Here is a 25,375-nt window from a genome sequence, read left to right on the forward strand (position 1 = left end):
TATTCACCGTCACGGCAGCGGCACGTTGCCCTGCTGGAATGTTTCGCAACGGAGCCCAGCGCTCCGCCCTGTCTAGATAACTAGACATTTGTGACAAACCCGGGAATAGACATGGACACCTCTCCACACCTGGCGCGCCCGCAATGGATGTCGCTGCTGGCGCAAGCCGAACCGGCCGAACTGGCCGCGGCCATGACGCCGTTCGCACCGCCGGCGGACGCCACCTGGCTGCGTCCGCCGCAGACCGGCCTCTACATGCTGCGCGGGCGCATCGGCGGCACCGGCCCTCAGTTCAATCTGGGCGAAGTCAGTGTCACCCGCTGCAGCGTGCAGATCGATGGCCACATCGGCCACGCCTGGGTGCGCGGCAGCAACACCAGGCACGCCGAGCTGGCAGCCTGCGCCGACGCCTGGCTGCAGGACAGCGATAAACATCCGCAGTTGAGCAGGCAGGTATTGGAACCGTTGCGCCAGTCATTGCAGGCCCGCCGCGAGGCGGCCAGCCGCAAGGCCGCGGCCAGCAAGGTGGAATTCTTCACCGTGGTGCGGGGCGAATGATGCTTGCCGCGTTCTCTCACCCCGTCTTCGACAGCCAGCGCAATTTTCGCGAGTTGCTGCAAGCCATGTCGCGTCCGGCGTCATCGCGCCTCCTGCCGGTGCTGGCGCCCGCGCCCGCCCCGGCCACACCGGCCGCCATGGCGATCCTGCTCACGCTTTGCGATACCAGCACCAGCGTGTGGCTGCAGCAGGCGGACGAAGCGCTGTCCCAACACCTGCGCTTCCACACCGGCTGCCGGCTCGTGCAGACACCGGCCGATGCCGATTTCGCACTCGTCACCGATCCCGCCACGATGCCCCCACTGGATGCCTTCGCACTGGGTGACCCGCACTATCCGGACCGCTCCGCCAGCCTGATCGTGCAGGCGGAAGCCTTCCATCCCGGTATCGGCCCGCGCTTTGCCGGCCCCGGTATTCGCGACGTCGAACGCGTGCGCATTGATGGCCTGCCCGAGCGCTTCTGGCCCGAACGCGCAGCGCTTGCTTCGCGATTGCCACTGGGCATCGACCTGTACTTCGTCGCCGCGCAGCACGTTCTCGCGCTGCCGCGCACGACCCGTCAGCCGGAGGATTGAATGTACGTTGCCGTGAAAGGCGGCGAACGGGCCATCGCCCGTTCGCTGGAACTGCTCGCCGAAGCGCGCCGGGGCGACACCGCCGTGCCGGAACTGGAGCTGGCGCAGATTCGCCAGCAGCTGCGCCTGGGCGTGGCGCGGGTGATGCAGGAAGGCTCGCTCTACGACGAAGACCTCGCCGCACTGGCCATCCGCCAGGCCGCGGGCGACATGCAGGAAGCCATCTTCCTGCTGCGCGCCTATCGCACCACACTGCCGCGCTTTGGCTACACCGAACCGCTGGCGACGCAAGCGATGCGTGTGCGCCGCCGTGTCTCCGGCACGTTCAAGGACATCCCCGGTGGGCAGGTGCTTGGCCCGACCTACGACTACACGCAACGCCTGCTGGAATTCGGCGCACCGGCCCCCAGCGAAACCGTCGAAGCCGACGAGCCACTCGCCGCTTCCATGCCGCGCGTACTCGACCTGCTCGACGCCGAAGCCTTGATCGAGCGCATCGACCCCGGCAGCGATCCGGAACCCACCGACCTCACCCGCGATCCGCTGATGTTCCCCGCCGACCGCGCCACCCGTTTGCAGAACCTGGCACGCGGCGACGAAGGCTTCCTGCTAGGCATGGCCTATTCCACCCAGCGCGGCTATGCGGAAAGCCATCCATTCGCCGGCGAAATCCGTATGGGCGAGGTCGATGTGCTGATCTGTCCGGAAGAACTTGGCTTCGCCATCGAGATCGGCGAAATCACCCTTACCGAGTGCCAGATGATCAACCAGTTCCACGGCGGCAACGGCGTGCCGCCGCAGTTCACGCGCGGCTACGGCCTGAGCATGGGCGAAGGCGAACGCAAGGCCATGGCGATGGCTCTGGTCGATCGCTCGCTGCGCTGCGACGAACTGGGCGAAGCCGCCTATGCACCAGCACAGAATCAGGAGTTCGTGCTTTCGCACTCCGACAACGTGGAAGCCTCTGGTTTCGTGCAACACCTGAAGCTGCCGCACTACGTGGACTTCCAGGCCGAGCTTTCATTGCTGCGCACCCTCGCCGCGCAACAGCGCAAAACGGCAGGAACGGAGGAGCCGGCATGAGCACGCCCCACAACAACGCGTCCTACAACTTCGGCTTCCTCGACGAAAACACCAAGCGCATGCTGCGCCGCGCCCTGCTCAAGGCCGTCGCCATCCCCGGCTACCAGGTGCCGTTCGGCAGCCGCGAGATGCCACTGCCCTATGGCTGGGGCACCGGCGGCATCCAGGTCACCGCCGCCCTGCTGGGGCCGGACGACGTACTGAAGGTGATCGACCAGGGCGCCGACGACACCACCAACGCCGTCAACATCCGCCGCTTCTTCGCGCGCGTGGCCGGCGTCACGACCACCGAGCGCACGACCGAAGCCAGCGTAATCCAGACCCGCCATCGCATTCCTGAAACACCGCTACGCGAGGATCAGCTGCTGGTGTTCCAGGTGCCCGAGCCCGAACCGCTGCGCACCCTGGAACCACGCGAGGCCGAGACACGCACGATGCATGCGCTCGCCGACTATGGATTGATGCACGTGAAGCTGTACGAAGACATCGCCCAGTACGGGCATATCGCCACCAGTTACGACTATCCCGTGATGGTGGATGGCCGCTATCTCACCTCGCCCTCGCCGATTCCGAAATTCGACAATCCCAAGCTCGACCGCTCGCCGGCCCTGATGCTGTTTGGCGCCGGCCGCGAGAAGCGCCTGTACGCCATCCCGCCCTACACCCGCGTGGAAAGCCTCGCCTTCGACGATCATCCCTTTGAGATTCAGCGCTGGGAGCATCGCTGCGCCCTGTGCGGCGCCGGCGACAGCTATCTCGATGAAGTGGTGGTGGACGATCGCGGCACGCGCATGTTCGTGTGCTCCGACACCGACTACTGCAGCCAGCGCAGCGACGACGCTGCCGAGGAGGCCGCATGAGCGCCCTCCTGCAAGTCCGCGGACTGGGCCACCACTATGGCCGACGCGTCGGCTGCGAAGATGTCAGCTTCGATCTGCATCCGGGCGAACTGCTGTGCATCGTCGGCGAATCCGGCTCCGGCAAATCCACACTGCTCAACACCGTGGCGGCGCAACTGGCGCCGACCGCCGGCATCGTCCGCTATCACCAGAAGAACGGTGACTGGCTCGACCTCGGCGCACTCAGCGAAGCCGACCGCCGCCGTCTTGCCCGAGAGGAATGGGGCTTCGTTACGCAGAATCCGCGTGACGGCCTGCGCCTCAACGTCAGTGCCGGGGCCAACGTCGCCGAACGCTTGATGGCGCTCGGCCAGCGCGACTACGGATGTCTGCGCGGCATCGCGCGCGGCTGGTTGGAGCGCGTGGAAATCGATCCCGCACGTATCGATGACGCACCCACCGGTTTCTCCGGCGGCATGCAGCAGCGCTTGCAGATCGCCCGCACCCTGGTGACGCAACCACGCCTAGTCTTCATGGACGAACCCACCGCCGGCCTCGATGTTTCGGTGCAGGCGCGCATCCTCGACCTGCTGCGCCGGCTGGTGAACGAGCTGGGTCTGGCCGCGATCATGGTCACCCACGATCTCGCCGTGGCGCGTCTCCTCGCCGCGCGCACGCTGGTGATGCAGGGCGGCCGCGTAGTGGAAAGCGGCCTCACCGACCAGATCCTCGACGACCCGCAACACCCCTATACCCAATTGCTCGTTTCCTCGGTGCTCACCACATGACCGCTCCCATCGCTTCACCGGCCATGCTCGAACTCCGCGGCCTGGCCAAATCCTTCGAACTGCATCAGCAGCACGACACCCGACTGGACGTACTCGACGACATCGACCTCACCCTGCACGCTGGCGAATGTGTGGTGCTGTCCGGCCCCTCCGGCGCCGGCAAAAGCACCTTGCTGCGGGTGATCTACGCCAACTACCGCAGCAGCCATGGCGCAGTGCGTGTGCGTCACGACGGCCACTGGCTCGACCTGGCCGAGGCAACGCCGCACCAGGTCCTGGAGGTGCGACGCCGTACCCTCGGCTATGTCAGCCAGTTCCTGCGCGTGATCCCGCGTGTGCCTGCACTGGACATCGTCGCCGAACCGCTGATCGGTGCCGGCATCTCCGTAGAAGAGGCGCGCCAGCGTGCCGGCGCGCTGCTGCGTCGACTGAACGTGCCGGAGCGCCTGTGGGCACTACCACCAGGCACCTTCTCCGGCGGCGAACAGCAGCGCGTGAACATCGCGCGTGGGCTGATCGTGCATCGCCCACTCCTGCTGCTGGACGAACCCACTGCCTCACTCGACGCCGAAAACCGCCAGGTCGTCGCCCAGTTGCTGGAGGAAGCTCGCCACGCCGGCGCTGCCGTGCTCGGCATCTTCCACGACGAGGACATGCGCGACCGCGTCGCTACCCGTCTGTTCCCGATGCGCCCGATGGCGCCGGCCTGAACCCACTTGATTGAACCCACTTGATTGATGAGCCCATGAACGACCTCGTTCTCACCAACGCCAACATCGTGCTCGACGACCGCGTCATGCACGGCACCCTGATCGCCCGCAACGGCTTTATCCGCCTGATCGACGAAGGCTCCACCCAGGCGCCGGGCGCCATCGACTGCGAGGGCGACTACGTCATCCCCGGCCTGATCGAGTTGCACACCGACAATCTGGAAAAGCACCTCATGCCGCGCGCAGGCGTGTTGTGGCCGTCGCTGCCCGCGGTACTTACGCACGACGCTCAGGTCGTCGCCGCCGGCATCACCACGGTATTCGACGCGCTCTCCGTCGGTGATCTCGAAGAAGAAAGCGTGCGCATTGAAACCCTGCGCAGCACCTATGACGCCATCCTCGCCGGCCAGAACAGCGGCGCCCTGCGCGCCGATCATTGGATCCACCTGCGCTGCGAGCTGGCCTACCCGCGCCTGATCGAAGCGCTCGAACCACTGATGCGCCACAGCAGCGTGCGCCTCATCTCGCTGATGGACCACACCCCAGGCCAGCGCCAATACCGTGACATCCAGCAGTACCGCAAGTACTACAGCAAGAATCACACGAGCTGGACCGAAGACGAATTCAACAACGTCGTGAAGCAGCGTGCCGAACAACAGGCGACCTACAGCGCACGTCACGAAAAGGCCGTCCTCGACATGGTGCAGGGGCAGGACATCGTGCTCGCCAGCCACGATGACACCGACACCACCCAGGTCGAACACGCCCACCGCATCGGCGTCAGCATCTCCGAATTCCCCACCACCCGCGAAGCCGCCGATGCCGCGCGCAAACTCGGCCTCACCACCGTGATGGGCGCACCCAACGTCGTGCGCGGCGGCTCCCACTCCGGCAACGTCGCCGCGCTTGCGCTGGCCGAGGCCGACCGGCTCGACATGCTTTCATCCGACTACGTACCCGCTAGCCTGCTGCATGGTGCCTTCCTGCTGCACAGCCAGGCCGGCTGGTCGATGCCGCGTGCGATCGCCACCGTGTCGGCCAACCCGGCGCGGGCGCTCGGCTTCAGGGATCGCGGCGAATTGAAAGCCGGCTTGCGCGCGGATCTGGTACGCATGGGCGCGGTGGATGGGCTGCCGATCGTGCGTAATGTGTGGGTGGGCGGCAACCGATCGTTCTGAGCCACCACCGTAGGAGCGCACCCTGTGCGCGAAAGCCCTGCGTTAGCAGGGCCGCTCCGTTCTTCCCATGTGGCAAAAGCGGCCCTGCTAACGCAGGGCTTTCGCGCACAGGGTGCGCTCCTACGGCATGTGCCGCGCCTCTTGCCGGCATGACAAGATAAGAATTATTATCATTTAGATCGAACGCACGCCACGTCGCTCCGCCGACCCAGCCGCATCCTCCCATCCGATGACTCGCACTCCGGGCCATCGCACTAAGGAAGCCCTGTGGCTGGCCACGCGCATACCCGTCGACGTTCCCTTTTTTCGCATCGCCGCACGCTGCTGGCACTGTCCTGCCTGCTGACGTTCTCCGCATTCGCCACCGATAGGCCCGCCACCGAGGACGACGCGGCGGAAGCCGCCAACAAGCGTCGCAGCGCGGCGAAGGCCGAGCATGTCACCGATCTGGAAGGCGTCGTCGCCACCGCCAGCGTCGACCGTAACAGCACCGAAGGCACAGGCTCCTACACCACACCGGTCGCCAGCGGCGCCACGCGCCTGCCGCTGTCACTGCGTGAAACGCCGCAATCGGTGAGCGTGATCACCCGTGCGCAGATGGACGACTTCGGCCTGAACAACGTCAATGACGTGCTCGCACGCAGCACCGGCATCAGCGTCGAGAAGATCGAGACTGACCGTACCTATTACGGCGCGCGCGGCTTCGATATCACCAACTTCCTCACCGACGGTCTCGGCCTGCCCTTCGCCAACGGCCAGCAGGAAGGCGATATCGATACAGCCATCTACGATCACATCGAAGTGTTGCGCGGCGCGAACGGCCTGCTCTCGTTCACCGGCAATCCATCCGCCACCATCAACTTCGTACGCAAGCGCCCCACCGCTGATCTGCAGGGCAGCGTGGGCACCACCGTGGGTAGCTGGAACAACCGACGGCTGGATGGCGATATCTCCGGCCCACTCAATCAGTCCGCCAGCGTGCGCGGCCGCCTGGTCGTAGCGAACCAGGACACGGACAGCTATCTGGACCGCTACTCACAGCACAAGAAAATCGCCGCCGGCATGCTCGAAGCCGACCTGGGCGCGAACACGCTGCTCTCCGCTGGTGTGTCGTGGCAGAAGAACGCACCGGACAGCCCGATGTGGGGCGCCTTGCCGCTGTACAACTCCGACGGCACGCCGACGAACTACCGCCGTTCCACCAGCACCTCCACCGATTGGGCGCACTGGGATTCGGCCAACACGCAGTCGTACGTTTCGCTATCGCACGATTTCGACAACGGCTGGAATCTCAAGGCCGCGCTCAACTATCGCCGGATCACCAATGACAGCGAGCTGTTCTATACCTACGGCACGCCCGACGCGGCAACCGGCCTGGGGCTGTACAGCTACCCCTCGCGCTATACCAGCACCGAAAAGCAGTACTACGTCGATATGTACGCGAGCGGCCCATTCACCCTGGGCGGGCGCGAGCATCGACTGGTGTTGGGTGTGAACGCCGGCAAGAGTGATGTGGACCAGCTCTCCGGTTACTCCAGCGACATCGGCACGCCGCTGCCGGCCCTGTGGGACTGGACCGGCCACTATCCCAAGCCGTCGTTCGATGCCTCGTTCAACGGCGCGCAGTTCCATCTCCGCCGCCGCAGCGCCTATGCCACCGCGCGCTGGAACCTCACTGACGATCTCAAGCTGATCACCGGCGCCAGCCTCACCTACATCCACAGCACCGGCCAGAACTATGGCGTGCCGCACGCTTACGAGAAAACCAAGTCCACGCCGTTCGCCGGCGCGGTGTACGACCTCAACGCGAATTACTCGCTGTACGCGAGCTACGCCAAGATCTTCAACCCGCAGACCGAAGTGGACATCAACAACCGCGTGCTCGATCCGGTGACCGGCAACAACCTGGAAGCCGGCATCAAGGGCGCCTGGATGGATCAGCGCCTCAATGCATCGTTCGCCGTGTTCCGCTCGCACCAAAACAACTACGCCGAATCGGTAGGCATCAATCCGGTCACGGCGCAGAGCTACTACCGCGGCATCAATGCCACCTCTACCGGCTACGAATTCGACATCGCCGGCAGCCTCACCAAGGATTGGGAAGCCAGCGCCGGTTTCACCCAACTGCGCATCCAGGACGACCAGGACCACAACGTGCGCACCTACGTGCCGCGCCGCACCCTGCGTATCACCACCACGTATCGCCTGCCGTGGCTGACCGGTCTGAAAGTGGGTGGCTCGCTGCGCTGGCAGGACAAGATCGTGCGCGACCAGGGCGCGCTCGATACACAGGGCCGCGAAATCTTTACCCGCCAGGGCAGCTATGCCCTGCTCGGCCTGATGGCGAACTACAGCATCAGCCCATCGTGGAGCGCGACGCTCAACGTGGACAACCTCACTAACCGCAAGTACATCGCCAGCCTTTACTGGGCGCAGGGCTATTACGGCGCGCCGACCAACTGGCAATTGAACGTCACCTACCGCTTCTGAGCGGGACACGGAGCCCACCATCTTGACCGCCCTGCTCGCCCTCGCCGCCAACGCCGGATGCGCACTGCTGCTCTATCTCGCCAGTCCGCAGCAACGGCTGCGCGCAATGCCGCTGCCGGCCTCCGCGCGTCTGTCGGCAACGGTATTGGGGGCCGTCAGCCTGGCGCTATGGATAACGGCCGCGGGCATCGGCGCGGGCATCGCCGCCGCGCTCATCACGTTCATGCTGTCTTGCGTGTCGCTGCCCTATCTCGCCTGGCGCTTCGGCCCAGCCGTTGCGAAGGAAGGCCGCCGATGATCGCCCGCTGCCTGGCCGGCACGCTGGCCGGTTTTCCGTTGTCAGGCTCGTTGCTGGCGCTGTTGCTGTACTGGCTGCCAGAGCATGGCGATGCCTGGATCATTCCCGTATTGCTGCTGTTCTTCCCGCTATGGACCAGCGTGATGATCGGCAGCTATCTATTCCGCAATGGCACGCGCGCCTGGCTCACGCTGGGCGCCGCCAACCTGCTTGTCTTCGCCTTGCTGTGGCTGTCGCGCCACGTCGCCACCGGCTGACGCAACGATGAAATCCTCCACCATCCGCACCTTCCAGACCGTGCATACGTGGACCGGGCTGCTGGCCGGCTTCGCCCTGTTCATCGCCTTCTATGCCGGCGCGCTCACCGTGTTCCACCACGACATCGCGCTATGGCAGAACCCGCCGTGGCGCGGCACGCCCGCCAAGAACGTGCCGGTGCAGACGCTGATCGACCACCTGCTGCAAACGCATCCGAAGGCGCGCGAAAATTTCGGCATCGTGCTGCCACCACCCGGCACCTCGCAGGCACCCTACGCTTACTGGAACGATGGCGAAGAACATTTCGCCACCGCGGATGCGCTGGAACATCCCGTCGACGACGAAGGCGCCACCCGCGGCAATCTCGCCGATTTCGTCTACGCACTGCACGACTCGCTCGGCATTCCCGTGGTCGGCCTGTACTTCATGGGCATCGTCAGCGTGATCTACGGGTTGGCACTGATCTCCGGCCTGCTCATCCACCTGCCGCAACTGCTGGGCGACCTGTTCGCGCTACGCCCCGGCCGCAACCTCAAGCGCCTGTGGCAAGACGCACATAACGTCATCGGCGTACTCAGCCTGCCTTTCCACATCATCTTCGCCATCACCGGTGCGTTGATGTGCCTGTTCGTGCCGCTGTTCGCCGCGCTCAACCTGATCGCCTTCGACGGCAAACTCGACGGCGCCTTCGCCAAGGCCATCGCCACCGCGCCCGTAGTCACCGCCAGCGGCAAGCCCGCCACCACCCTGCCAGCGGACGTATTGATGGCCCGCGCCAAAGCCGCCGCACTCGCCACCGGCGTCTCCACCTTCGAACCCGACTACATCCATTTCAGCTACTACGGCGACGCCAACGCCCTGGTGCAGATACGCGGCCTGTCCCAACACACCCTCGGTACCTACGGCACCATCGCCCTGCACGGTGCAAGCGGCGATGTACTGGAGCGCCACATAGGCGACACCCACAGCGTCAACGGCATCACCAACTCATCGATGTATGCCCTGCATTTCGGCAGCTTCGGCGGCCGCACCGTGCAATGGCTCTACTTCCTCCTCGGCCTCGCCGGCGCCTTCCTGTTCTACTCCGGCAACCTGCTGTGGATCGAATCCCGCCGCAAACGCCGCCACACCGAACAACCACGCAAAACCCTGGTGATGGCACGCGCCACCATCGGCCTCTGCATCGGCAGCTGCCTCGGCATCGCACTCTCCTTCACCGCCACCGCCCTAGCCGACCTCACCCACATCCCACCCGCCCTGCCGCAAAGCCTCGCCTTCTACGGCTGCGTCACCCTAGCCATCGCCTACACCTGCCTGCGCCCCATTCCCCGTGCCGCCAGTGAACTGCTGCGGATCACCGCCGCCGCCTACATCCTCACTTCCGCCTTCGATCTGATCCGCAACAGCGATGCATGGACCGCCGCGTGGACAGCACAAACCACCGCCGTGCTTTTCGTCGACCTCACCGGCATCGCACTCGGTGTCGGATTCATTGCACTGGCGCGGGCAACTAAAAAACGCGCGCGGGCCGGAGAGGCGAATAGCGTGTGGGCGGAAACTCCCAGCTACGCCATGGCGGACGAAAGCTCACTTCAGATCACCAAGTAGCAACGTCGTCCCAAGGACTTACCCCTCCCCAACCCTCCCCTGTCCCACGGGACTAGCTTTGCGTCGCGAGCAGAGGACGGAGCAACGGCTTTACTAGGCGATGCGAAGCGAGCCCGTAACCGGGTCCCCTGTGGAGCGGTGAGGGTTGGACGATCAGGCCCCGAAGGGGGCGCAGGCACGGATGCCTGCGCCTTTTCGACACGACAGGGACGTCGTGTCGAAAAGCCCGGCCAACCCTCACGAACCCGTAGGCGAAGCCGGAGGGCGCGTAAGAGGGGTGCCCTCTCTTTTGGTTACTTTTCTCTGGGCAAGCAGAGAAAAGTAACTCGGCCTCCGGCAGGAGGACGAAACCCCGCCGCAGGCGGACCAGTGCGAGAGAACGCGACAACCGAGCGACAACACCACTGGATCCCTGCCTACGCAGGGATGACGAAGTAGAAGCGGTGAGCCAAGCCCCCACCCCTCACGCCAGAGGGCAGCGGGAACAAAGAGGTCTAGACAACCGCCCCCACCTGTCGCCTCCCCGCAGACACCACGCAATCACCCCTAAACCACCATGCAACCCACGTCGACTGCAATACGCACCGCGTCGTTGACGTGCGCCCGCCTTCCGCGCGCGCCACCCAAAACATCCACCCTCTAAGGCCCGACATGAAGCTGCCCCGCACTCCGCTTTGCCTTGCGCTGCTCGCCATCTTCCCGCTGCTTGCACACGCCACCGACGACACCAGCCCGGCTGCCGCCGCCGATGCCAGCGCGCCGGCCGCGAAAGATGCCAAGGTGCTGGAGACGATCTCGGTGGTCGGCCAGAACGCCACCCGCCAGGTGCAGCAGATCGACAAGACCCAGATCGACCAGGCCGTGCCAGGCACCAGCCCGATCCAGATGCTGCAGACCATGCCGGGCGTGCATTTCGTCTCCAACGATCCGTTCGGCACCGACGAGTGGTCCTCGCGCATCAGCCTGCGCGGCTTCAACCACACGCAGTTGGGCTACACGCTCGACGGCATTCCGATGGGCAATACCGACTACCACTCGGGCGACGGCCTCAGCGTGACGCGCGCCTGGATCAGCGAGAACCTCGCCGAGCTGGAACTCTCACAGGGCTCTGGCGCACTGGGCACAGCTTCCACCAGCAACCTCGGCGGCACGGTGCAGCTCTACACCGACAACCCGAGCACCACGCCCAGCGTGCGCGTCAACGCCACCGGCGGCTCCTATGGTTTCAAGCGTGGCTACATCCGCGCGGACACCGGCAGCATCGGCGGCTTCAGCGGTTATATCTCGGGCATGTACGTCGATGCGCCTAAATGGAAAGGCGACGACAGCCAGACCCAGAAGCAGCTCAACACCAAGGCCATGTACGAATGGACCGGCGGCCGCGTCACCGGCCTGCTCGACGTCGTGCGCCGTGTCGAGCAGCCCTACCTCGATCTCTCGCTGGATACGCTCAAGCGCTGCGGCTACAAGTTCGACTACCTCGCGCCGGATTGGCAGCGCGCTGTCGACATCGCCAACGGCAAGTACAGCGGTTGCGTGCAGACGGCGGACGACACTTATTACAACGGCAACGGCATCCGTAACGACGAGCTGGTGTCCGTAAAGGGCGAGTTCTTCCTCAACGACCGCCTGACTTTGAACGTGCAGCCGTACTATCACCACGATCTCGGCCAGGGTCACTGGTTCGCACCGCTCTCCGACCTGCCCTACACGCCAGCGCCGGGCGACGCACCGATCGCGCTGCGCCTTTCGCATTACCTGATGACGCGCGGCGGCATGGTCAACTCGCTGTCTTACGATCTCGGCAGCCACCACATCGAAGGCGGTTTCTGGTTCGAGGACAGCCAGTACACCATCGCACGCAGCTTCCAGCCGAACCCGCTGTCCGGCCCGATCGACCAGGACCAGACCTACGACACGTACTACCACGCCAAATTCCGCCAGCGCTTCAAGACGCTGACGCGCCAGTGGTACCTGCAGGACAGCTGGACGCTGATGAACGACGCGCTGCGCATCGATTACGGCTTCAAGGGCCACAACATCACCACCAACGCCGTGGCCCTGCTGCCCGGTCGCGCCAGTGGCGCGCTGACCGCGGAAAGCGGCTTCCTGCCGCAGGTCGGCGCCAACTACAAATTCGGCAATGGCTGGGAAACCTTCGCGTCGTTCTCGATGAACCAGAACGCCTATGAGCCAGGCGCCAACGGTGCGTGGTCGTCAGACCAGAAGACGTTCGACAGCCTGCGCAACACGCTTCGCCCGGAACGCTCCAGCAACAGCGAACTGGGCCTGCGCTACGTCGACCACACCATCCAGTCCTCGCTGGCGCTGTACAACATCGACTTCAAGAACCGCCTGCTGGTCATCGTGCCCTGCGCCGGCGTGGTGAGCTGCCCCAACCAGATCGCCAACGTGGGCAAGGTCAACTCCAAGGGTGCCGAGTTCACCTTCGTGTGGCAGCCGACGGAGTCGCTGCGCTGGTTCAACTCGGCCACCTATAACGACTCCAAGTACAAGGACAACTACCTGGACGCCGGCGTGCTGATTCCCGCCAAGGGCAAGACCGTGGTCGACTCGCCCAAGCAGATGTTCGCCAGCGAGCTCTCGTACAAGTTTGGTGACTTCCGCGCCACGCTCGGCACCAAGTACACCGGCGCCCGCTACTACACCTTCGTCAACGACCAGCGCATCGCCGGCTTCTGGCTGTGGGATGCGGGTTTGTCGTGGGAGCGCAAGAACGTCGGCTTCGCCAAGAACCTCAAAGTGTCATTGAACGTGAGCAACCTGCTCAACAAGAAATACATCGCCACCATCGACAGCAACGGCTTCACCAACAGCGATCCCACGGGCACGTTCCAGTCGTTGCTGGTGGGTTCGCCGCGACAGGGCTTCCTGTCGGTGGATATGGCGTTCTGATCGGACGGAGGGAGTCCCGGCCTGCCCGGGATTCCCTCCACCGTGGAACGGCATGCCGTCTCAAGCCGCGGCTTGCGCCTTGTCCTTGCTCAAGTGACTTTCGCGCAGGAAAGCGAAGACCTTGGCGTCGACCTCGGCCTCGGAGGTATGCGTGAAGTACGCTGAATCGATGCGTTGACCGTCCTCGTCGTCATTGCCCGACCACTCCAGCACGGCCCATGACAACGGCAGATCGGCCATCAATAGATGATCCCACGCATACGCCAGATGCCGCTGCGGATGGTCACCCGCCTCAGCGCGCGACAAAGCGTGTTTCTCGACATCGCTGAGAAGTCCGCTTTCCTGGCGGTTCTTGAAGTCGGCATAGGCTTCGGCATCGGCACGGGCAGTCACCGGCGAAACAAAGTAGGCACGGTCTCGGCGAGGCGGGAAGGCAATGGGTCCGCCGCATTTGCGGCCTACTCCCGAACACTCCACCACAACCCATTTGATCTGCGGCTTGAACAAGCCATGGTCGAATTCCAGCGCGGCAAACATGGTCGTCTCCTTGAGGTCTTAGGCCGAGGAGCCGTGGACGGAAACCGCGTGGAGCGTGGAAAGAAGGCGCTGCTGAAGCCCAGTCCTGATCTGGAGTAGCAGGCCAGATCACCGAAAGCCGGCGACAGCATCGCGCTTGCCTCCCTCGCTCTAATCGCGAAGCGGGCTTCTATCCAGGATTCCCAATACAGAAAACTCGATGCCCGCGCCGGGGGCAGCGCCACTATCCACGGCACGCGTCCATGAGGCGTGAATGCCCATGTCACAGGCGCGTGGATGAACGGGCTTGATCGGACCGCTTCGCTACGCGGCAATGCATCAATGTTTGGCGACGTCCTCGGCAGGCAATGCGTAGGCAATCAGCGCATCACCCATCCTGGTCCCCAACGAAGCATGCCCACCGGCCATGATGACGACGTACTGGCGACCGCTCCTGTCGGAGACATAGCTCATCGGCGTGGCCTGCCCGCCCGCCGGCAGGCGCGACTCCCATAGCTTCTTGCCGGTGCGCACATCGTAGGCACGCAGGTAATTGTCCAGCGACGCGCTCATGAAAGCGACACCGCCGCCGGTGATCATCAATCCGCCGAGGCTGGGCACGCCGAGTGGCAGCGGAATCGGCAGCGGTGCGTTGTCCACCACCGTGCCGTTCTTGTGCATCCACACTTTCTGCATCGTCTTCAGATCGACCGCAGCCACATAACCCCATGGTGGCGCCTGACAGGGAATGCCAAGTGGCGACAGCAGCGGTGTCAGCTCGACGGCGAACGGCGTACCGGTCATTGGCTGCAGGCCGTGCTCGCTGCCGGTGCCGCCCTTCTTGGCCATCTTGGCCTCCTCCTGGCTGCGCGTGAACAACTTCGACACGAACGCCATGTAATTGGGGTTGCCGATGATCAGCTGTCGCACCGGATCGATTGCGACACCGCCCCAGTCGAACACACCATAGTTGCCCGGATACACCAGCGAGCCTTGCTCGGAAGGCGGCGTAAAGATGCCGTCGTAGCGCAGGCGCTTGAACTTGATCCGGCACATCAGCTGATCGAATGGATTGGTACCCCACATATCGCTTTCGCGCAGGGCGCGTTCCGGCTTGAAGCTCAGCTCGGAAAACGGCTGCGTCGGCGAGGTGTGATCGCCTTCGGCCGCACCTTGCGGCACGGGCTTCTCGGGTGCGGGCACCAGCAGCCTGCCGTCGCGGCGATCCAGCACATAAATGTCACCGCGCTTGGTCGAAGCCACTAATGCGGGCGTCTTGCCGTTGGGCGTATCGATGTCGACCAGGCTGGGCTGGCCGCCGATATCCATATCCCACAGATCGTGATGTACGGTCTGATAGACCCAGCGCAGTTGGCCCGTGGCAATATCCAGCGCCACGATCGCGCTGTTGAAACGCTCGCCTTCGGTATAGCGGTTGCCACCCCACATGTCCGGCGTCTGGTTGCCCATCGGGATATAGACCAGGCCAAGCTTCTCGTCGACGCTGGACACGCTCCACGCATTGGGCGAGTTGTGTTTGTAGGTTTGTCCCGGTTGCAACGGTGCGGTCTCGCCGGGAGCAGCCGCATCCCAGTTCCATAGCAACTGGCCCGTGGTGATGTCGTAACCGCGGATCACCCCGGATGGTTCATCGGTAGAGTCGTTGTCGGTCACGCTGGCCGAAACGATCAAGACATGGCGCGTCACCACCGGCGGCGAGGTCGGGTTGAGAAAACCGCGCTGGGTCATCGACATGCCCTGATACAAGCCGATCACGCCGTGATTTCCGAAGTCCGTGCACGGCTCCCCGTTGTCGGCATTGAGGGCAACGATGGTGGCATCCGCTGTCGGCGCGAAGATGCGGCGCGGACAACTGTCGAAATGAATCGACTCCGCCGCCACGGCTCCCTTTGGTGTTGGCTTGGGTGGCTCGGGCAGGTTGTTTGCCACCGAACCGTCGGCGGCCGCCTGCGATGCGTAGGCACCGGAGTCGTAATAGGCCACGCCACGACAAATCATGTGCTGATAGTTCTTGGCGTCGCGGTTGATCTTCGGATCGAACCGCCACAGCTCCTTGCCACTATCCGGATCCAGCGCGATCACGATGTTGTGCGGCGTGCAGATATACAGCTTGCCGTTGGCCTTGAGTGGCGTGACCTCGTTGGCGATTTCGGCCGGGTCGCCCGGCCCCTTGAAATCGCCGGTATGGAAGGTCCATGCCACCTGCAATTTCGCGACATTGGCCGGCGTGATCTGCGTCGCCGGTGCATAACGGTCGCCGTAACCGGAATGACCATAAGCCAGCCAGTCGCCCTGCGGCGTACCCGCGCCATCCGGTACCGTCGAAGCCGCCATGTTTGCTTCCGGCACTTCACCCGCCAGCGTGTAGTAATCGGTGAAGTACGCCACCACGCCAACCACTGCCGTTGCACCGAAAGCCACCCACAACGGCCAGGAGCGATCCGCCCAGCGCAAGGCCGGCTGCGTGCCCGCCACTACCAGACGGCGCGACACCCAAGGCAGCAGCAACCACACACCAAGCGCCAGCCACACCGCCACGCGAGGCACCAACTGCCACCAATCGAAACGCACCTCCCACACCGACCACAACACGGTGCCAAGCAACACCAGCGCATAGACACCCAGCGCCAAACGCCTGCCGCGCCATGCAAGCCAACCGGTAAACACCACGACCAAGCCTGCCACCAGGTAATACGGTGAGCCGCCGTAACGCAGCAGCCACGCGCCACCGATCGTAAGCAACAAGCCCAGAAGGATGAACAATCCCCCGGTGAACCAGAGTGGAGCGGCTGGTCGCGATGTGGTGCTCATACATTCCTCAATCCATGCATTCCGCGTCACATGGTTGTCGAGCGCTTGTAGGGAATTCGTGACGCTGTTCTACACATCCCCAAACGACCGCGGGCCGACAAAGGCCGGCCCGCGGAAATCGTCGAATGGTGCCCCCGATACGATTCGAACGTACGACCTTCCCCTTAGGAGGGGGACGCTCTATCCAACTGAGCTACGGGGGCGAAGCACCTCGCGACGCCTTTGCGGCGAACGGCGAGACTGCGAAAGTATAGGCGATACGCCCCCGTGGCGCTCAACTCGCCGGCGTCAGCTTGGTGTGCTGCGAATACCACGCATGCCAGCGCCCCTGGCTGTAGTAGAAAACATCCACCGATGTGTCCTGCGCCCCGTGATGCGTCACCACCGCCGCACTCCCCTTCACGCTGAACGTCGAGGTTGGCGGTAGCGGCTGCACCGGCGTATTCGGATGCTCCGCCGCAAAACGACTCGCCGCCGCGATGATCTCCGCCTTCGGCCGCGGCACACCGCTCGTACTCACCGACACATAGGCCGGATCGAGCAAGTCATCCAGCGCCTTGGCATCACCCGTGACAAAGGCTCGGCTCCAGGCACTTTCCACATCGCGCAGCGCCGCCTCCGTCGGCCCACTTTCCACCGCCCCCGCAGCCAACGACCAGACACCACACACACCCACAACCCATCCGGCAAAGACGACACGCTTCATCACCCACCTCCATCGACTTGCGCCCTTGGACGACGACGCGGAGCCATGCTCCGAACCGGCCACGTACAGCGACCTGTCGCCACCGTTGAAGTTCGGCGTATAGGGCGGAAGTACTGGTTGCGGGCATTGAGCGCTGAGGTGAGAAGTAACCCGCGCCATAGGCAACACGACCTCAAGTACTTACCCCTCCCCAGCCCTCCCCTGCGAGCAGGGGAGGGAGCAAAAGCTTGGCACTGCCGATCAGGCGTTAATAAAACGATCCCGACGTCTGGCACTGGAAGATGCGCAGCTACGAAGCACACCGCCTGCTCTTCAGGCCATTTCTCTTTGGTTACTTTCTCTTTGGGCCAGCAAAGAGAAAGTAACTCGGGCGCCGGCAGACGTCCGAAATGCCCGCTGCATAAGCGGCCAGGGCACGCAGTCGCAACAACCGAAGCACATCCCTCTCGATTCCGGCCTTCGCCGGAATGACGAAATTGGGGAGGAGTGCAAGCAAACCCCCACTTTCGCCGCAAAGCAACAAACCCCAAAACCTGCCCCCAACACCCCTCCTGCTAGAATTCCCTCCTTTCACCCATCAGCGCCACACGGCGCCAAGGCTCAGGAGCACGCATGTCCCACGAAATCCTCAAAGCGCTCGGTCTCGGCAACGAACACTCGGGCTCTTATCTCGGCCAGGGCGAATGGTCCAAGACCACCGACGCCGGCGCATTGCAGCCGGTGAACCCGGCCACTGGCGAGGTGATCGGCACCGTGCACGCCTCCAGCGCCGCCGACTACGAGATCATCGTCAAGCGCGCGCAGGAAGCCTTCAAAGTGTGGCGCACCACCCCTGCCCCGCAGCGCGGCGAAGCCGTGCGCTTGTGCGGCGAAGCGCTGCGCAAGCACAAGGACGCACTGGGTTCGCTGGTCGCACTGGAGATGGGCAAGATCAAGCCCGAAGGCGACGGCGAAGTGCAGGAGATGATCGACATCGCCGATTTCGCGGTAGGCCAGAGCCGCATGCTCTACGGCTACACCATGCACTCGGAGCGCCCCGGCCACCGCATGTATGAGCAGTACCAGCCGCTGGGCCTGGTCGGCATCATCAGCGCGTTCAACTTCCCGGTCGCGGTGTGGGCGTGGAATGCGTTCCTCGCCACGATCTGCGGCGACGTGTGCATCTGGAAGCCGTCGCCGAAAACGCCGCTGTCGGCCATCGCCACCATCAAGATCTGCAACGAGGCGCTGAAGGCCGGCGGCTTCCCGGATATCTTCTTCCTGTTCAACGACGCTGGCACCGATCTGTCGCAGACCTTCGTCGACGACAAGCGCATTCCGCTGATCAGCTTCACCGGCTCCACCAAGGTCGGCCGCATGGTCGGCGAGCGCGTGGCGCAGCGCATGGGCCGCTCGCTGCTGGAGCTGGGCGGTAACAACGCCATCGTGGTGGATGAAAGCGCCGATCTGAAACTGGCGATTCCGGCCATCGTGTTCGGCGCCGTCGGCACGGCCGGCCAGCGCTGCACCACCACGCGCCGTTTGTTCGTGCATGAGTCGATCGCTGCCGACGTCACCGAGAAGCTGGTCACCGCCTACAAGCAGGTGGAAGGCAAGATCGGCGACCCGACCCTGGCCACTACGCTGATGGGCCCGCTCAACAGCAAGGATGCCGTGAGCGCCTATCTCGCCGCCGTGGAAAAGGCCAAGGCCAGCGGCGGCATGGTGCGCACCGGTGGTGCAGCACTCAACGACCGCAAGGGCAACTTCGTGCTGCCGACCATTGTCACCGGCCTGAAGAACAGCGACGAAGTCGTGCAGACCGAAACCTTCGCGCCGATCCTCTACGTGATGACGTTCAAGTCGCTCGACGAAGCCATCGAGCTGCAGAACGCCGTGCCACAGGGTCTGTCCTCGGCCATCTTCACGCAGAACCTGAAGTCGGCGGAGCAGTATCTGTCGGCAGCCGGCTCGGACTGCGGCATCGCCAACGTCAACATCGGCACCTCGGGTGCCGAGATCGGCGGCGCGTTCGGCGGCGAGAAGGAAACCGGCGGCGGTCGCGAATCGGGTTCGGACGCATGGAAGGTCTACATGCGCCGCCAGACCAACACCATCAACTACTCGAACGCACTGCCGCTGGCGCAGGGCATCAAGTTCGACCTGTAAGCGCAACACCGGCGCCCCGGCTCCGGCCGGGGCGCCTGCGGTCATCACGCCCGACCACTTTCATCGGCAGCCGGCCTTCTCCGTGACGCAGACAACGACCGCCAAGACCAGCTTCGATTTCCACGGCTATCGCGTCGTGATCGCCGGCGGCAGCCGCGGCATTGGCCGCAGCATGGCATTGGCCTTTGCCGAGGCCGGTGCAGCGGTGTCGATCTGCGCGCGCGGCGAACAGGCATTGGCGGAAACGCGTGAAGCCATCGCGGCGCACGGCGTCACGGCGCATTCAAAGAGCTGCGACCTGGCCGATGCGAAGGCCATCGAAAGCTACGTGCACGACGCCGCCACCGCGCTCGGCGGCATCGATGTATTGATCAACAACGCCAGCGGTTACGGTTTCAGCGAAGACGACGAAGGCTGGACCGCCGGCTTCGAGGTGGACCTGATGGCGGCGGTACGCGCTTCGCGTTTCGCCCTGCCTCATCTCAAGACCTCGCCGCATGCCAGCATCCTGCACACCAGCTCCATCGCCGCGTTTCATCCGCGCCGGCATGGCGCGCCGTACGCAGCCGTGAAGGCTGCGCTGAGCCAATACACCACCTCGCAGGCACTGGCGCTCGCTGAGCACCGCATTCGCGTGAATGCCGTCGCACCCGGTTCGATCGAGTTCGCCGACGGCCTGTGGGACCGCCGCAAGCGCGAGGAACCCGAGCTCTACCGCGCCACGCTGGGCAAGATTCCGTTCGGCCGTTTCGGCCATCCGGAAGAAATCGCACACGCCGCACTATTCCTTGCTTCGCCGTGGGCCGGCTGGATCACCGGCCAGACGCTCTGCGTCGACGGCGGCCAATCGCTGACGGGATGAATGCCATGAATGATCTGCAATCCACTGAGCGCTTCAGCAACCGCGTCGAGGACTACGTTCGCTACCGTCCCGACTATCCGCATGCGCTCCTGCAATGGCTGCAAAGCGAACACGGCGTGACGCCACGCTGGCTCGTCGCCGACATCGGCGCCGGCACGGGCATCTCCAGCAAGATGTTTCTCGATGCGGACTATCACGTGATCGCGGTCGAGCCGAATGCCGCCATGCGCAGCGCGGCCGAGCAATGGCTGGGACGCGACGAGAACTTCCGCGCGCTCGACGGCCGCGCCGATGCCACCGGGCTGGCCGCACACAGCGTGGATCTGATTTCCGTGGCACAGGCCTTCCACTGGTTCGACGAGGAGGCCACGCGCCACGAGTTCCACCGCATCCTGCGCCCGCATGGCCTGGCCGCGATCTACTGGAACAGCCGTCGGCTCACCAGCACGCCATTCCTTGAGGGCTATGAAGCTCTGCTGCAGCGCTACGGTACCGACTACACCAGCGTAGCCGAGCGCTATGCCGACGAACCGCGCATGCGCCAGTGGTTCGGCGATGGCTATCGCGGCACTGCGAGTTTCGAGCATCGCCAGCTATTGGATTTCGACAGCCTGCAGGGCCGTCTGATGTCCTCCTCCTATGCGCCAGCCGCCGGCCACCCGATGCACGAACCGATGCTGGCCGCGCTGCGCGAACTGTTCGACGCCTGCGCCGAACACGGCAAGGTAAGCTTCGATTACGACACCCGCGTCTACGTGGGCTACCCAGGCTAAGAGCCTGTTTATGGTCTCCCCGTGGCCCGCGTTGCCGTTGAATGGCTGCCAGGTGGTGGCGCGTGGTGCAGCGCCTGACTGGTTGCCAGGCCAAGCCGCGCGCCGCCGCATGGCAGCCATTCAACGGCAACCCGGAGGGCCGGGTCTGTATGCGCGCAGGGCGGCGTCATCGCTCAGTCGTGTACGGACGTACACTCCTTCACTCTTCCTTGCCCTGCGCGCATACAGACCCGGCGCGGGCTACGGAGAGACCATAAACAGGCTCTGATATGTACAAATACCTCCGACCCTTGATGTTCGCACTCGACGCGGAAACAGCGCACCGCGCGACCATGTATGGCCTGGATGTGGCTCATCGCAGCAACTTCCTGCACCTCGCCGCCAAACCGCCCGCCGAGCTGCCGACCACGGCCTTCGGCATCCGCTTCCCCAACCCGGTCGGCCTCGCCGCCGGCCTGGACAAGAATGCCGACCATCTCGATGCGCTGGGCGCGCTGGGCTTCGGCTTTGTCGAAGTCGGCACCACCACGCCGCGCCCGCAACCGGGCAACGACAAGCCACGCATGTTCCGCCTGCCCAACCATGAGGCGGTAATCAACCGGCTGGGCTTCAACAATGCCGGCGTCGACGCCCTGGTGCGCAACGTGCAGCAGTCCAGCTATCGCGGGGTGCTTGGCATCAACATCGGCAAGAACAAAGACACGCCCAACGAAAAAGCGGTGGACGACTATCTGTTCTGCCTGGAGCGCATCTACGCGCATGCCAGCTACATCACGGTGAACATCTCGTCGCCCAACACCCAAGGTCTGCGCGACCTGCAGGAAGAAGCCACCCTGCGCCGCTTTATCGAAACCCTGCGCGAGGCGCAGGAGCGCCTGGGTTCGCAGACCGGCGCGCGCAAGCCGATGCTGCTGAAGATCGCACCCGACCTCAGCGAGACCGAACTTGACGCCATCGCCGACGTGCTGCTGGCCGCCAAGGTCGACGGCGTGATCTGCACCAACACCACCATCGACCACGCCGCGGTAGCCAGCGACCCGCACGGCAATGAAACCGGCGGCCTCTCCGGCAAGCCGCTGTTCGCGCGCTCCACCGCCGTATTGCGTGGCATGCGCAAGCGGCTGGGCAACGATATCGGCATCATCGGCGTGGGCGGCATCCTCGACGGCGGCGATGCCGCGGACAAGATCGATGCCGGCGCCTCGCTGGTACAGATCTACTCCGGCATGGTCTATCGCGGTCCAGAGCTCATCGCCGAATGCGTGAACGAGATCCGCCGCCAGCGCGAGGCTGCTCCAAATGAGAGCGGTCATGCTGGCTAATCGCACGGATATGGGCGGCTACACGCTGATCGAGAACGCCGCGCTCGGCGCGCGCAATACCTTGCGCGTGGATGCTCGCGCCAAACTGCTCGCCGAAGTGCGCGACGCCGCCAAACTGCCCGAACTGCTCGACTTTCCCGCGGTGCGCAACGGCAAGCTGCTGGTGCTCGGCGAAGGCAGCAACATGCTGTTCACCGGCGACTTCGACGGCACGGTCATCGCCATGGCCACGCGCGGCGTGCATGTCGAACAGGACGGTGACGTCGCACGCATCGCCGTGGCCGCCGGCGAGCGCTGGGACGACTTCGTACGCTGGACCCTGGGCCAGGGTTTCGCCGGCCTGGAGAATCTCATTCTGATTCCCGGCACCGTCGGCGCCGCCCCCATCCAGAACATCGGCGCCTACGGTACCGAGGTCGCCGAGTTCATCGAAAGCGTGGAGGCGTGGGACACCATCGAACGCCGCGTGGCGGTCCTCGACCGCGCCGCTTGCGCGTTCGCCTATCGCGACTCCATCTTCAAGCACCAGCCCGGCCGTTACATCGTCACCGCCGTGCGCTTCGCCCTGCCCCGCTCGCGCGAACTACGCCTGGACTACGCGGGTATTCGCGAAGAACTCACGCGCATGGGCGTCGATAAACCCGCGCCGTTCCACGTCGCCGAAGCCGTCGTGCATCTACGCACGAAAAAACTTCCCGATCCCGCCGTGATCGGCAACGCCGGCAGCTTCTTCAAGAACCCCATCGTCGACGCCTCCGTCGGCGAAGCGCTGAAGCAGGCACACCCGGAACTGGCCGCCTGGCCCGGCAACGACGGACGCTGGAAACTCTCCGCCGCGTGGCTCATCGAAGCTTCCGGCTTCAAAGGACAACGCGAAGGCGATGCCGGCATCTCCAACCGCCACGCACTCGTGCTGGTCAACCACGGCCACGCCACCGGCCCACAGCTTTGGGCCTTCGCACAACGCGTCATCGAAGGCGTACAAGCCAAATTCGGCGTAAAGCTCGAACCCGAACCCGTCGTCATCAGCGCCAGCTAGCCCTTCGTAGGAGCGCACCCCGTGCGCGACCGGCGCTGCGCGCATCGCGCACAGAGTGCGCTCCTACCGATTCTGTAGAAGCGCTATCCCAAGCACCCGCCCCTCACCCCAACCCTCTCCCCGGAGGGGAGAGGGAGCTGCTCTTCTTTTTCTTTGAAAGGCGATGCGAAGCGAGCCCGTAACGGGTCCCCTGTGGAGCGGTGAGGGTTGGACGAAAAGGCCCCGAAGGGGGCATCGACAGGACGTCGATGCCTTTTCGACACGACATGGATGTCGTGTCGAAAAGCCCGGCCAAGCCTCACGGACCCGCAGGCGAAGCCGGAGGGCGCGTAAGAGGGGTGCCTTTTCTTTTGGTTACTTTTCTTTGGGCAAGCAAAGAAAAGTAACTCGGCTCGCGGCAGCGAGACGAAACCCGCCGCAGGCGAACCAGTGCGAGACAACGCGACAACCGAGCGACAACGCCACTGGATTCCGGCCTTCGCCGGAATGACGAAGCAGGAAGGAATGTCGCAAGAGCCGAACCCTCTCCCGAAGAAAGAGGGAGCAGAACTCAAACAGCCTGACGACACGGCCGCTCCAAATTCGGCAAAAACACCGTAATCACCCCCAGCAATGGCAAATACGCACACAGCTGATAGACATACTCGATGCCATGCGCATCAGCCAGCCGCCCAAGCACCGCCGCACCAATACCACCCATGCCAAAAGCAAGACCAAAGAACAGCCCGGAGATCATGCCGACACGCCCCGGAATCAATTCCTGCGCATAAACCAGAATCGCCGAGAACGCCGACGACAGAATCAAACCAATCACCACGGTCAGCACACCCGTCCACCACAGATCCACATGCGGCAACAGCAACGTGAACGGCGCAACGCCAAGGATCGACGCCCAGATCACCCACTTACGCCCGATGCGGTCACCCACCGGCCCACCCACCAGCGAACCCGCCGCCACCGCGAACAGGAACACCGACAAATGCGTCTGCGCGTTCTGCACGGACACGCCGAACTTATGGATCAGGTAGAAAGTGAAATAGCTGCTGATGCTCGCCAGGTAGAAATACTTCGAGAAGATCAGCAGACCCAGGATCAACAACGAACCGCTCACCTGCCCGCGCGTCAGCGTCACTTGCAGCGCGTGGTGCGCCTTGGCCTTCCCACGCACCGCATGATGTTCGCGATACCAGCGGCTCACCTGCAGCAACACCACGATGGCGAGCAGCGCCGCCAGCGAAAACCAAGCGACACTGCCGCGCCCGTTCGGCACGATGATCCATGCCGCCAACAGCGGCCCTAGCGACGCGCCGGTATTGCCACCCACCTGGAACAGCGACTGCGCCATGCCGTGCCGGCCGCCCGAGGCCATGCGCGCCACGCGGGAGGATTCGGGATGGAACACGGAAGAGCCCGTGCCGACCAGCGCGGCTGCCAGCAACAGCAGCGAAAAATTCGGCGCGGTCGCCAGCAGCAACAACCCGCACAAGGTGAACCCCATGCCGATCGGCAAGGAGTAAGGCATTGGCTTGCGGTCGGTGACCATGCCCACCACCGGCTGAAGCAGCGAGGCGGTGACTTGATAGGTCAACGTGATCAAGCCGACCTGCGCGAAGCTCAAATGGAAGCTGGCACTGAGGATCGGGTAGATCGCCAGGATCAGCGACTGGATCATGTCGTTGAGCAGGTGCGAAAAACTGATCGCGCCCAAAATACCGAATTCGGTCGCCTGCTCTTGGCGGACAGGCACGGCGGGCAATGGCGACGGCAAGGTTTCTTCAGCGGGGGATCGCATGTGGGGACTCGGGGGAGTGTTGTGGCGGTATGTCGCGCACCTTAGAGCCGCGACGGGCGGCCCGCATGCGGTATTGGGTCAATA

Annotated in this window: 21 protein-coding genes and 1 tRNA gene; 17 read left to right on the plus strand and 5 right to left on the minus strand. The window is 64.1% G+C overall.

Annotation, left to right across the window (positions count from 1 at the left end):
- The first annotated feature begins 111 nt into the window (after positions 1 to 111).
- From phnG to ISS97_RS10145, 12 genes are all read left to right on the plus strand, one after another.
- Positions 112 to 558 carry a phosphonate C-P lyase system protein PhnG gene (gene phnG / locus ISS97_RS10090; RefSeq protein ID WP_379986820.1) on the plus strand — a complete coding sequence of 149 codons (447 nt, stop codon included), beginning with the start codon at positions 112 to 114 and terminating at the stop codon, positions 556 to 558.
- Entirely contained in the window at positions 555 to 1,133 is a 579-nt protein-coding gene (gene phnH / locus ISS97_RS10095; protein WP_379986819.1) for a phosphonate C-P lyase system protein PhnH, read from the plus strand. The genes phnG and phnH overlap by 4 nt, the downstream gene beginning before the upstream one ends.
- Positions 1,134 to 2,216, plus strand: a complete 1,083-nt coding sequence (locus ISS97_RS10100) for a carbon-phosphorus lyase complex subunit PhnI (protein ID WP_379986818.1) — start codon at positions 1,134 to 1,136, stop codon at positions 2,214 to 2,216.
- Positions 2,213 to 3,076, plus strand: a complete 864-nt coding sequence (locus ISS97_RS10105) for an alpha-D-ribose 1-methylphosphonate 5-phosphate C-P-lyase PhnJ (RefSeq protein WP_379986817.1) — start codon at positions 2,213 to 2,215, stop codon at positions 3,074 to 3,076. Before ISS97_RS10100 ends, ISS97_RS10105 begins: the two co-directional genes overlap by 4 nt.
- Positions 3,073 to 3,843: a phosphonate C-P lyase system protein PhnK gene (phnK, locus tag ISS97_RS10110; protein ID WP_379986816.1), complete on the plus strand. Its 771-nt coding sequence runs from the start codon at positions 3,073 to 3,075 to the stop codon at positions 3,841 to 3,843. The genes ISS97_RS10105 and phnK overlap by 4 nt, the downstream gene beginning before the upstream one ends.
- Positions 3,840 to 4,553 carry a phosphonate C-P lyase system protein PhnL gene (gene phnL, locus ISS97_RS10115; RefSeq protein WP_379986815.1) on the plus strand — a complete coding sequence of 238 codons (714 nt, stop codon included), beginning with the start codon at positions 3,840 to 3,842 and terminating at the stop codon, positions 4,551 to 4,553. Before phnK ends, phnL begins: the two co-directional genes overlap by 4 nt.
- A gap of 35 nt (positions 4,554 to 4,588) precedes the next feature.
- A complete protein-coding gene (locus ISS97_RS10120; RefSeq protein ID WP_379986814.1) occupies positions 4,589 to 5,731 on the plus strand; it encodes an alpha-D-ribose 1-methylphosphonate 5-triphosphate diphosphatase in 1,143 nt (380 codons plus the stop codon).
- A 267-nt stretch (positions 5,732 to 5,998) separates the two neighbouring features.
- Complete coding sequence (locus tag ISS97_RS10125) at positions 5,999 to 8,221, plus strand: TonB-dependent siderophore receptor (protein ID WP_379986813.1); 2,223 nt, start codon at positions 5,999 to 6,001, stop codon at positions 8,219 to 8,221.
- A 22-nt stretch (positions 8,222 to 8,243) separates the two neighbouring features.
- Positions 8,244 to 8,519, plus strand: coding sequence for a hypothetical protein (locus ISS97_RS10130; RefSeq protein ID WP_379986812.1), 276 nt, complete (start codon positions 8,244 to 8,246; stop codon positions 8,517 to 8,519).
- Entirely contained in the window at positions 8,516 to 8,776 is a 261-nt protein-coding gene (locus tag ISS97_RS10135; RefSeq protein ID WP_379986811.1) for a hypothetical protein, read from the plus strand. Before ISS97_RS10130 ends, ISS97_RS10135 begins: the two co-directional genes overlap by 4 nt.
- A 7-nt stretch (positions 8,777 to 8,783) precedes the next feature.
- Positions 8,784 to 10,385, plus strand: a complete 1,602-nt coding sequence (locus ISS97_RS10140; RefSeq protein WP_379986810.1) for a PepSY-associated TM helix domain-containing protein — start codon at positions 8,784 to 8,786, stop codon at positions 10,383 to 10,385.
- A gap of 651 nt (positions 10,386 to 11,036) precedes the next feature.
- On the plus strand, positions 11,037 to 13,301 hold the full coding sequence (locus ISS97_RS10145) for a TonB-dependent receptor (protein WP_379986809.1): 2,265 nt from the start codon (positions 11,037 to 11,039) through the stop codon (positions 13,299 to 13,301).
- 60 nt (positions 13,302 to 13,361) lie between these two features.
- Here ISS97_RS10145 and ISS97_RS10150 read toward each other — a convergent pair whose 3' ends face one another.
- From ISS97_RS10150 to ISS97_RS10165, 4 genes are all read right to left on the minus strand, one after another.
- Positions 13,362 to 13,838: a hypothetical protein gene (locus ISS97_RS10150; protein ID WP_379986808.1), complete on the minus strand. Its 477-nt coding sequence runs from the start codon at positions 13,836 to 13,838 to the stop codon at positions 13,362 to 13,364.
- Positions 13,839 to 14,156: 318 nt separating this feature from the next.
- Positions 14,157 to 16,649 carry a glucose/quinate/shikimate family membrane-bound PQQ-dependent dehydrogenase gene (locus ISS97_RS10155; RefSeq protein ID WP_379986807.1) on the minus strand — a complete coding sequence of 831 codons (2,493 nt, stop codon included), beginning with the start codon at positions 16,647 to 16,649 and terminating at the stop codon, positions 14,157 to 14,159.
- A gap of 126 nt (positions 16,650 to 16,775) precedes the next feature.
- Positions 16,776 to 16,852 (minus strand) — tRNA-Arg (locus ISS97_RS10160).
- A 71-nt stretch (positions 16,853 to 16,923) separates the two neighbouring features.
- Entirely contained in the window at positions 16,924 to 17,355 is a 432-nt protein-coding gene (locus ISS97_RS10165; protein WP_379986806.1) for a nuclear transport factor 2 family protein, read from the minus strand.
- Positions 17,356 to 17,967: 612 nt separating this feature from the next.
- Here ISS97_RS10165 and amaB point away from each other — a divergent pair.
- The 5 genes from amaB to murB all read left to right on the plus strand — a co-directional run bounded on the left by amaB (position 17,968) and on the right by murB (position 23,499).
- Positions 17,968 to 19,503 (plus strand): L-piperidine-6-carboxylate dehydrogenase, encoded by a 1,536-nt coding sequence (gene amaB, locus ISS97_RS10170; RefSeq protein WP_379986805.1) that lies wholly within the window; start codon positions 17,968 to 17,970, stop codon positions 19,501 to 19,503.
- A gap of 82 nt (positions 19,504 to 19,585) precedes the next feature.
- Positions 19,586 to 20,365, plus strand: a complete 780-nt coding sequence (locus tag ISS97_RS10175; RefSeq protein ID WP_379986804.1) for an SDR family NAD(P)-dependent oxidoreductase — start codon at positions 19,586 to 19,588, stop codon at positions 20,363 to 20,365.
- A gap of 5 nt (positions 20,366 to 20,370) precedes the next feature.
- Positions 20,371 to 21,138: a class I SAM-dependent methyltransferase gene (locus ISS97_RS10180; protein ID WP_379986803.1), complete on the plus strand. Its 768-nt coding sequence runs from the start codon at positions 20,371 to 20,373 to the stop codon at positions 21,136 to 21,138.
- 269 nt (positions 21,139 to 21,407) lie between these two features.
- Positions 21,408 to 22,460 carry a quinone-dependent dihydroorotate dehydrogenase gene (locus ISS97_RS10185; RefSeq protein WP_379986802.1) on the plus strand — a complete coding sequence of 351 codons (1,053 nt, stop codon included), beginning with the start codon at positions 21,408 to 21,410 and terminating at the stop codon, positions 22,458 to 22,460.
- Between the two features lie 10 nt (positions 22,461 to 22,470).
- The gene (murB, locus tag ISS97_RS10190) at positions 22,471 to 23,499 is read left to right on the plus strand and encodes a UDP-N-acetylmuramate dehydrogenase (RefSeq protein WP_379986899.1); all 1,029 of its coding nucleotides are present in this window, start codon (positions 22,471 to 22,473) and stop codon (positions 23,497 to 23,499) included.
- Between the two features lie 550 nt (positions 23,500 to 24,049).
- Here murB and ISS97_RS10195 read toward each other — a convergent pair.
- Positions 24,050 to 25,291, minus strand: coding sequence for an MFS transporter (locus tag ISS97_RS10195; protein ID WP_379986801.1), 1,242 nt, complete (start codon positions 25,289 to 25,291; stop codon positions 24,050 to 24,052).
- Positions 25,292 to 25,375: the final 84 nt, after the last annotated feature.

It is taken from the genome of Dyella koreensis (assembly GCF_044904565.1).
Lineage (GTDB): Bacteria > Pseudomonadota > Gammaproteobacteria > Xanthomonadales > Rhodanobacteraceae > Dyella_D > Dyella_D koreensis.

Excerpts from the sequence above, each read along its gene's own strand:
- phnG (WP_379986820.1), top strand. The coding sequence starts at position 112 with ATGGACACCTCTCCACACCTGGCGCGCCCGCAATGGATGTCGCTGCTG.
- phnH (WP_379986819.1), top strand. The coding sequence starts at position 555 with ATGATGCTTGCCGCGTTCTCTCACCCCGTCTTCGACAGCCAGCGCAAT.
- ISS97_RS10100 (WP_379986818.1), top strand. The coding sequence starts at position 1,134 with ATGTACGTTGCCGTGAAAGGCGGCGAACGGGCCATCGCCCGTTCGCTG.
- ISS97_RS10105 (WP_379986817.1), top strand. The coding sequence starts at position 2,213 with ATGAGCACGCCCCACAACAACGCGTCCTACAACTTCGGCTTCCTCGAC.
- phnK (WP_379986816.1), top strand. The coding sequence starts at position 3,073 with ATGAGCGCCCTCCTGCAAGTCCGCGGACTGGGCCACCACTATGGCCGA.
- phnL (WP_379986815.1), top strand. The coding sequence starts at position 3,840 with ATGACCGCTCCCATCGCTTCACCGGCCATGCTCGAACTCCGCGGCCTG.
- ISS97_RS10120 (WP_379986814.1), top strand. The coding sequence starts at position 4,589 with ATGAACGACCTCGTTCTCACCAACGCCAACATCGTGCTCGACGACCGC.
- ISS97_RS10135 (WP_379986811.1), top strand. The coding sequence starts at position 8,516 with ATGATCGCCCGCTGCCTGGCCGGCACGCTGGCCGGTTTTCCGTTGTCA.
- ISS97_RS10140 (WP_379986810.1), top strand. The coding sequence starts at position 8,784 with ATGAAATCCTCCACCATCCGCACCTTCCAGACCGTGCATACGTGGACC.
- ISS97_RS10145 (WP_379986809.1), top strand. The coding sequence starts at position 11,037 with ATGAAGCTGCCCCGCACTCCGCTTTGCCTTGCGCTGCTCGCCATCTTC.
- ISS97_RS10150 (WP_379986808.1), bottom strand. The coding sequence starts at position 13,838 with ATGTTTGCCGCGCTGGAATTCGACCATGGCTTGTTCAAGCCGCAGATC.
- ISS97_RS10155 (WP_379986807.1), bottom strand. The coding sequence starts at position 16,649 with ATGAGCACCACATCGCGACCAGCCGCTCCACTCTGGTTCACCGGGGGA.
- ISS97_RS10165 (WP_379986806.1), bottom strand. The coding sequence starts at position 17,355 with ATGAAGCGTGTCGTCTTTGCCGGATGGGTTGTGGGTGTGTGTGGTGTC.
- amaB (WP_379986805.1), top strand. The coding sequence starts at position 17,968 with ATGTCCCACGAAATCCTCAAAGCGCTCGGTCTCGGCAACGAACACTCG.
- ISS97_RS10180 (WP_379986803.1), top strand. The coding sequence starts at position 20,371 with ATGAATGATCTGCAATCCACTGAGCGCTTCAGCAACCGCGTCGAGGAC.
- ISS97_RS10185 (WP_379986802.1), top strand. The coding sequence starts at position 21,408 with ATGTACAAATACCTCCGACCCTTGATGTTCGCACTCGACGCGGAAACA.
- murB (WP_379986899.1), top strand. The coding sequence starts at position 22,471 with ATGGGCGGCTACACGCTGATCGAGAACGCCGCGCTCGGCGCGCGCAAT.
- ISS97_RS10195 (WP_379986801.1), bottom strand. The coding sequence starts at position 25,291 with ATGCGATCCCCCGCTGAAGAAACCTTGCCGTCGCCATTGCCCGCCGTG.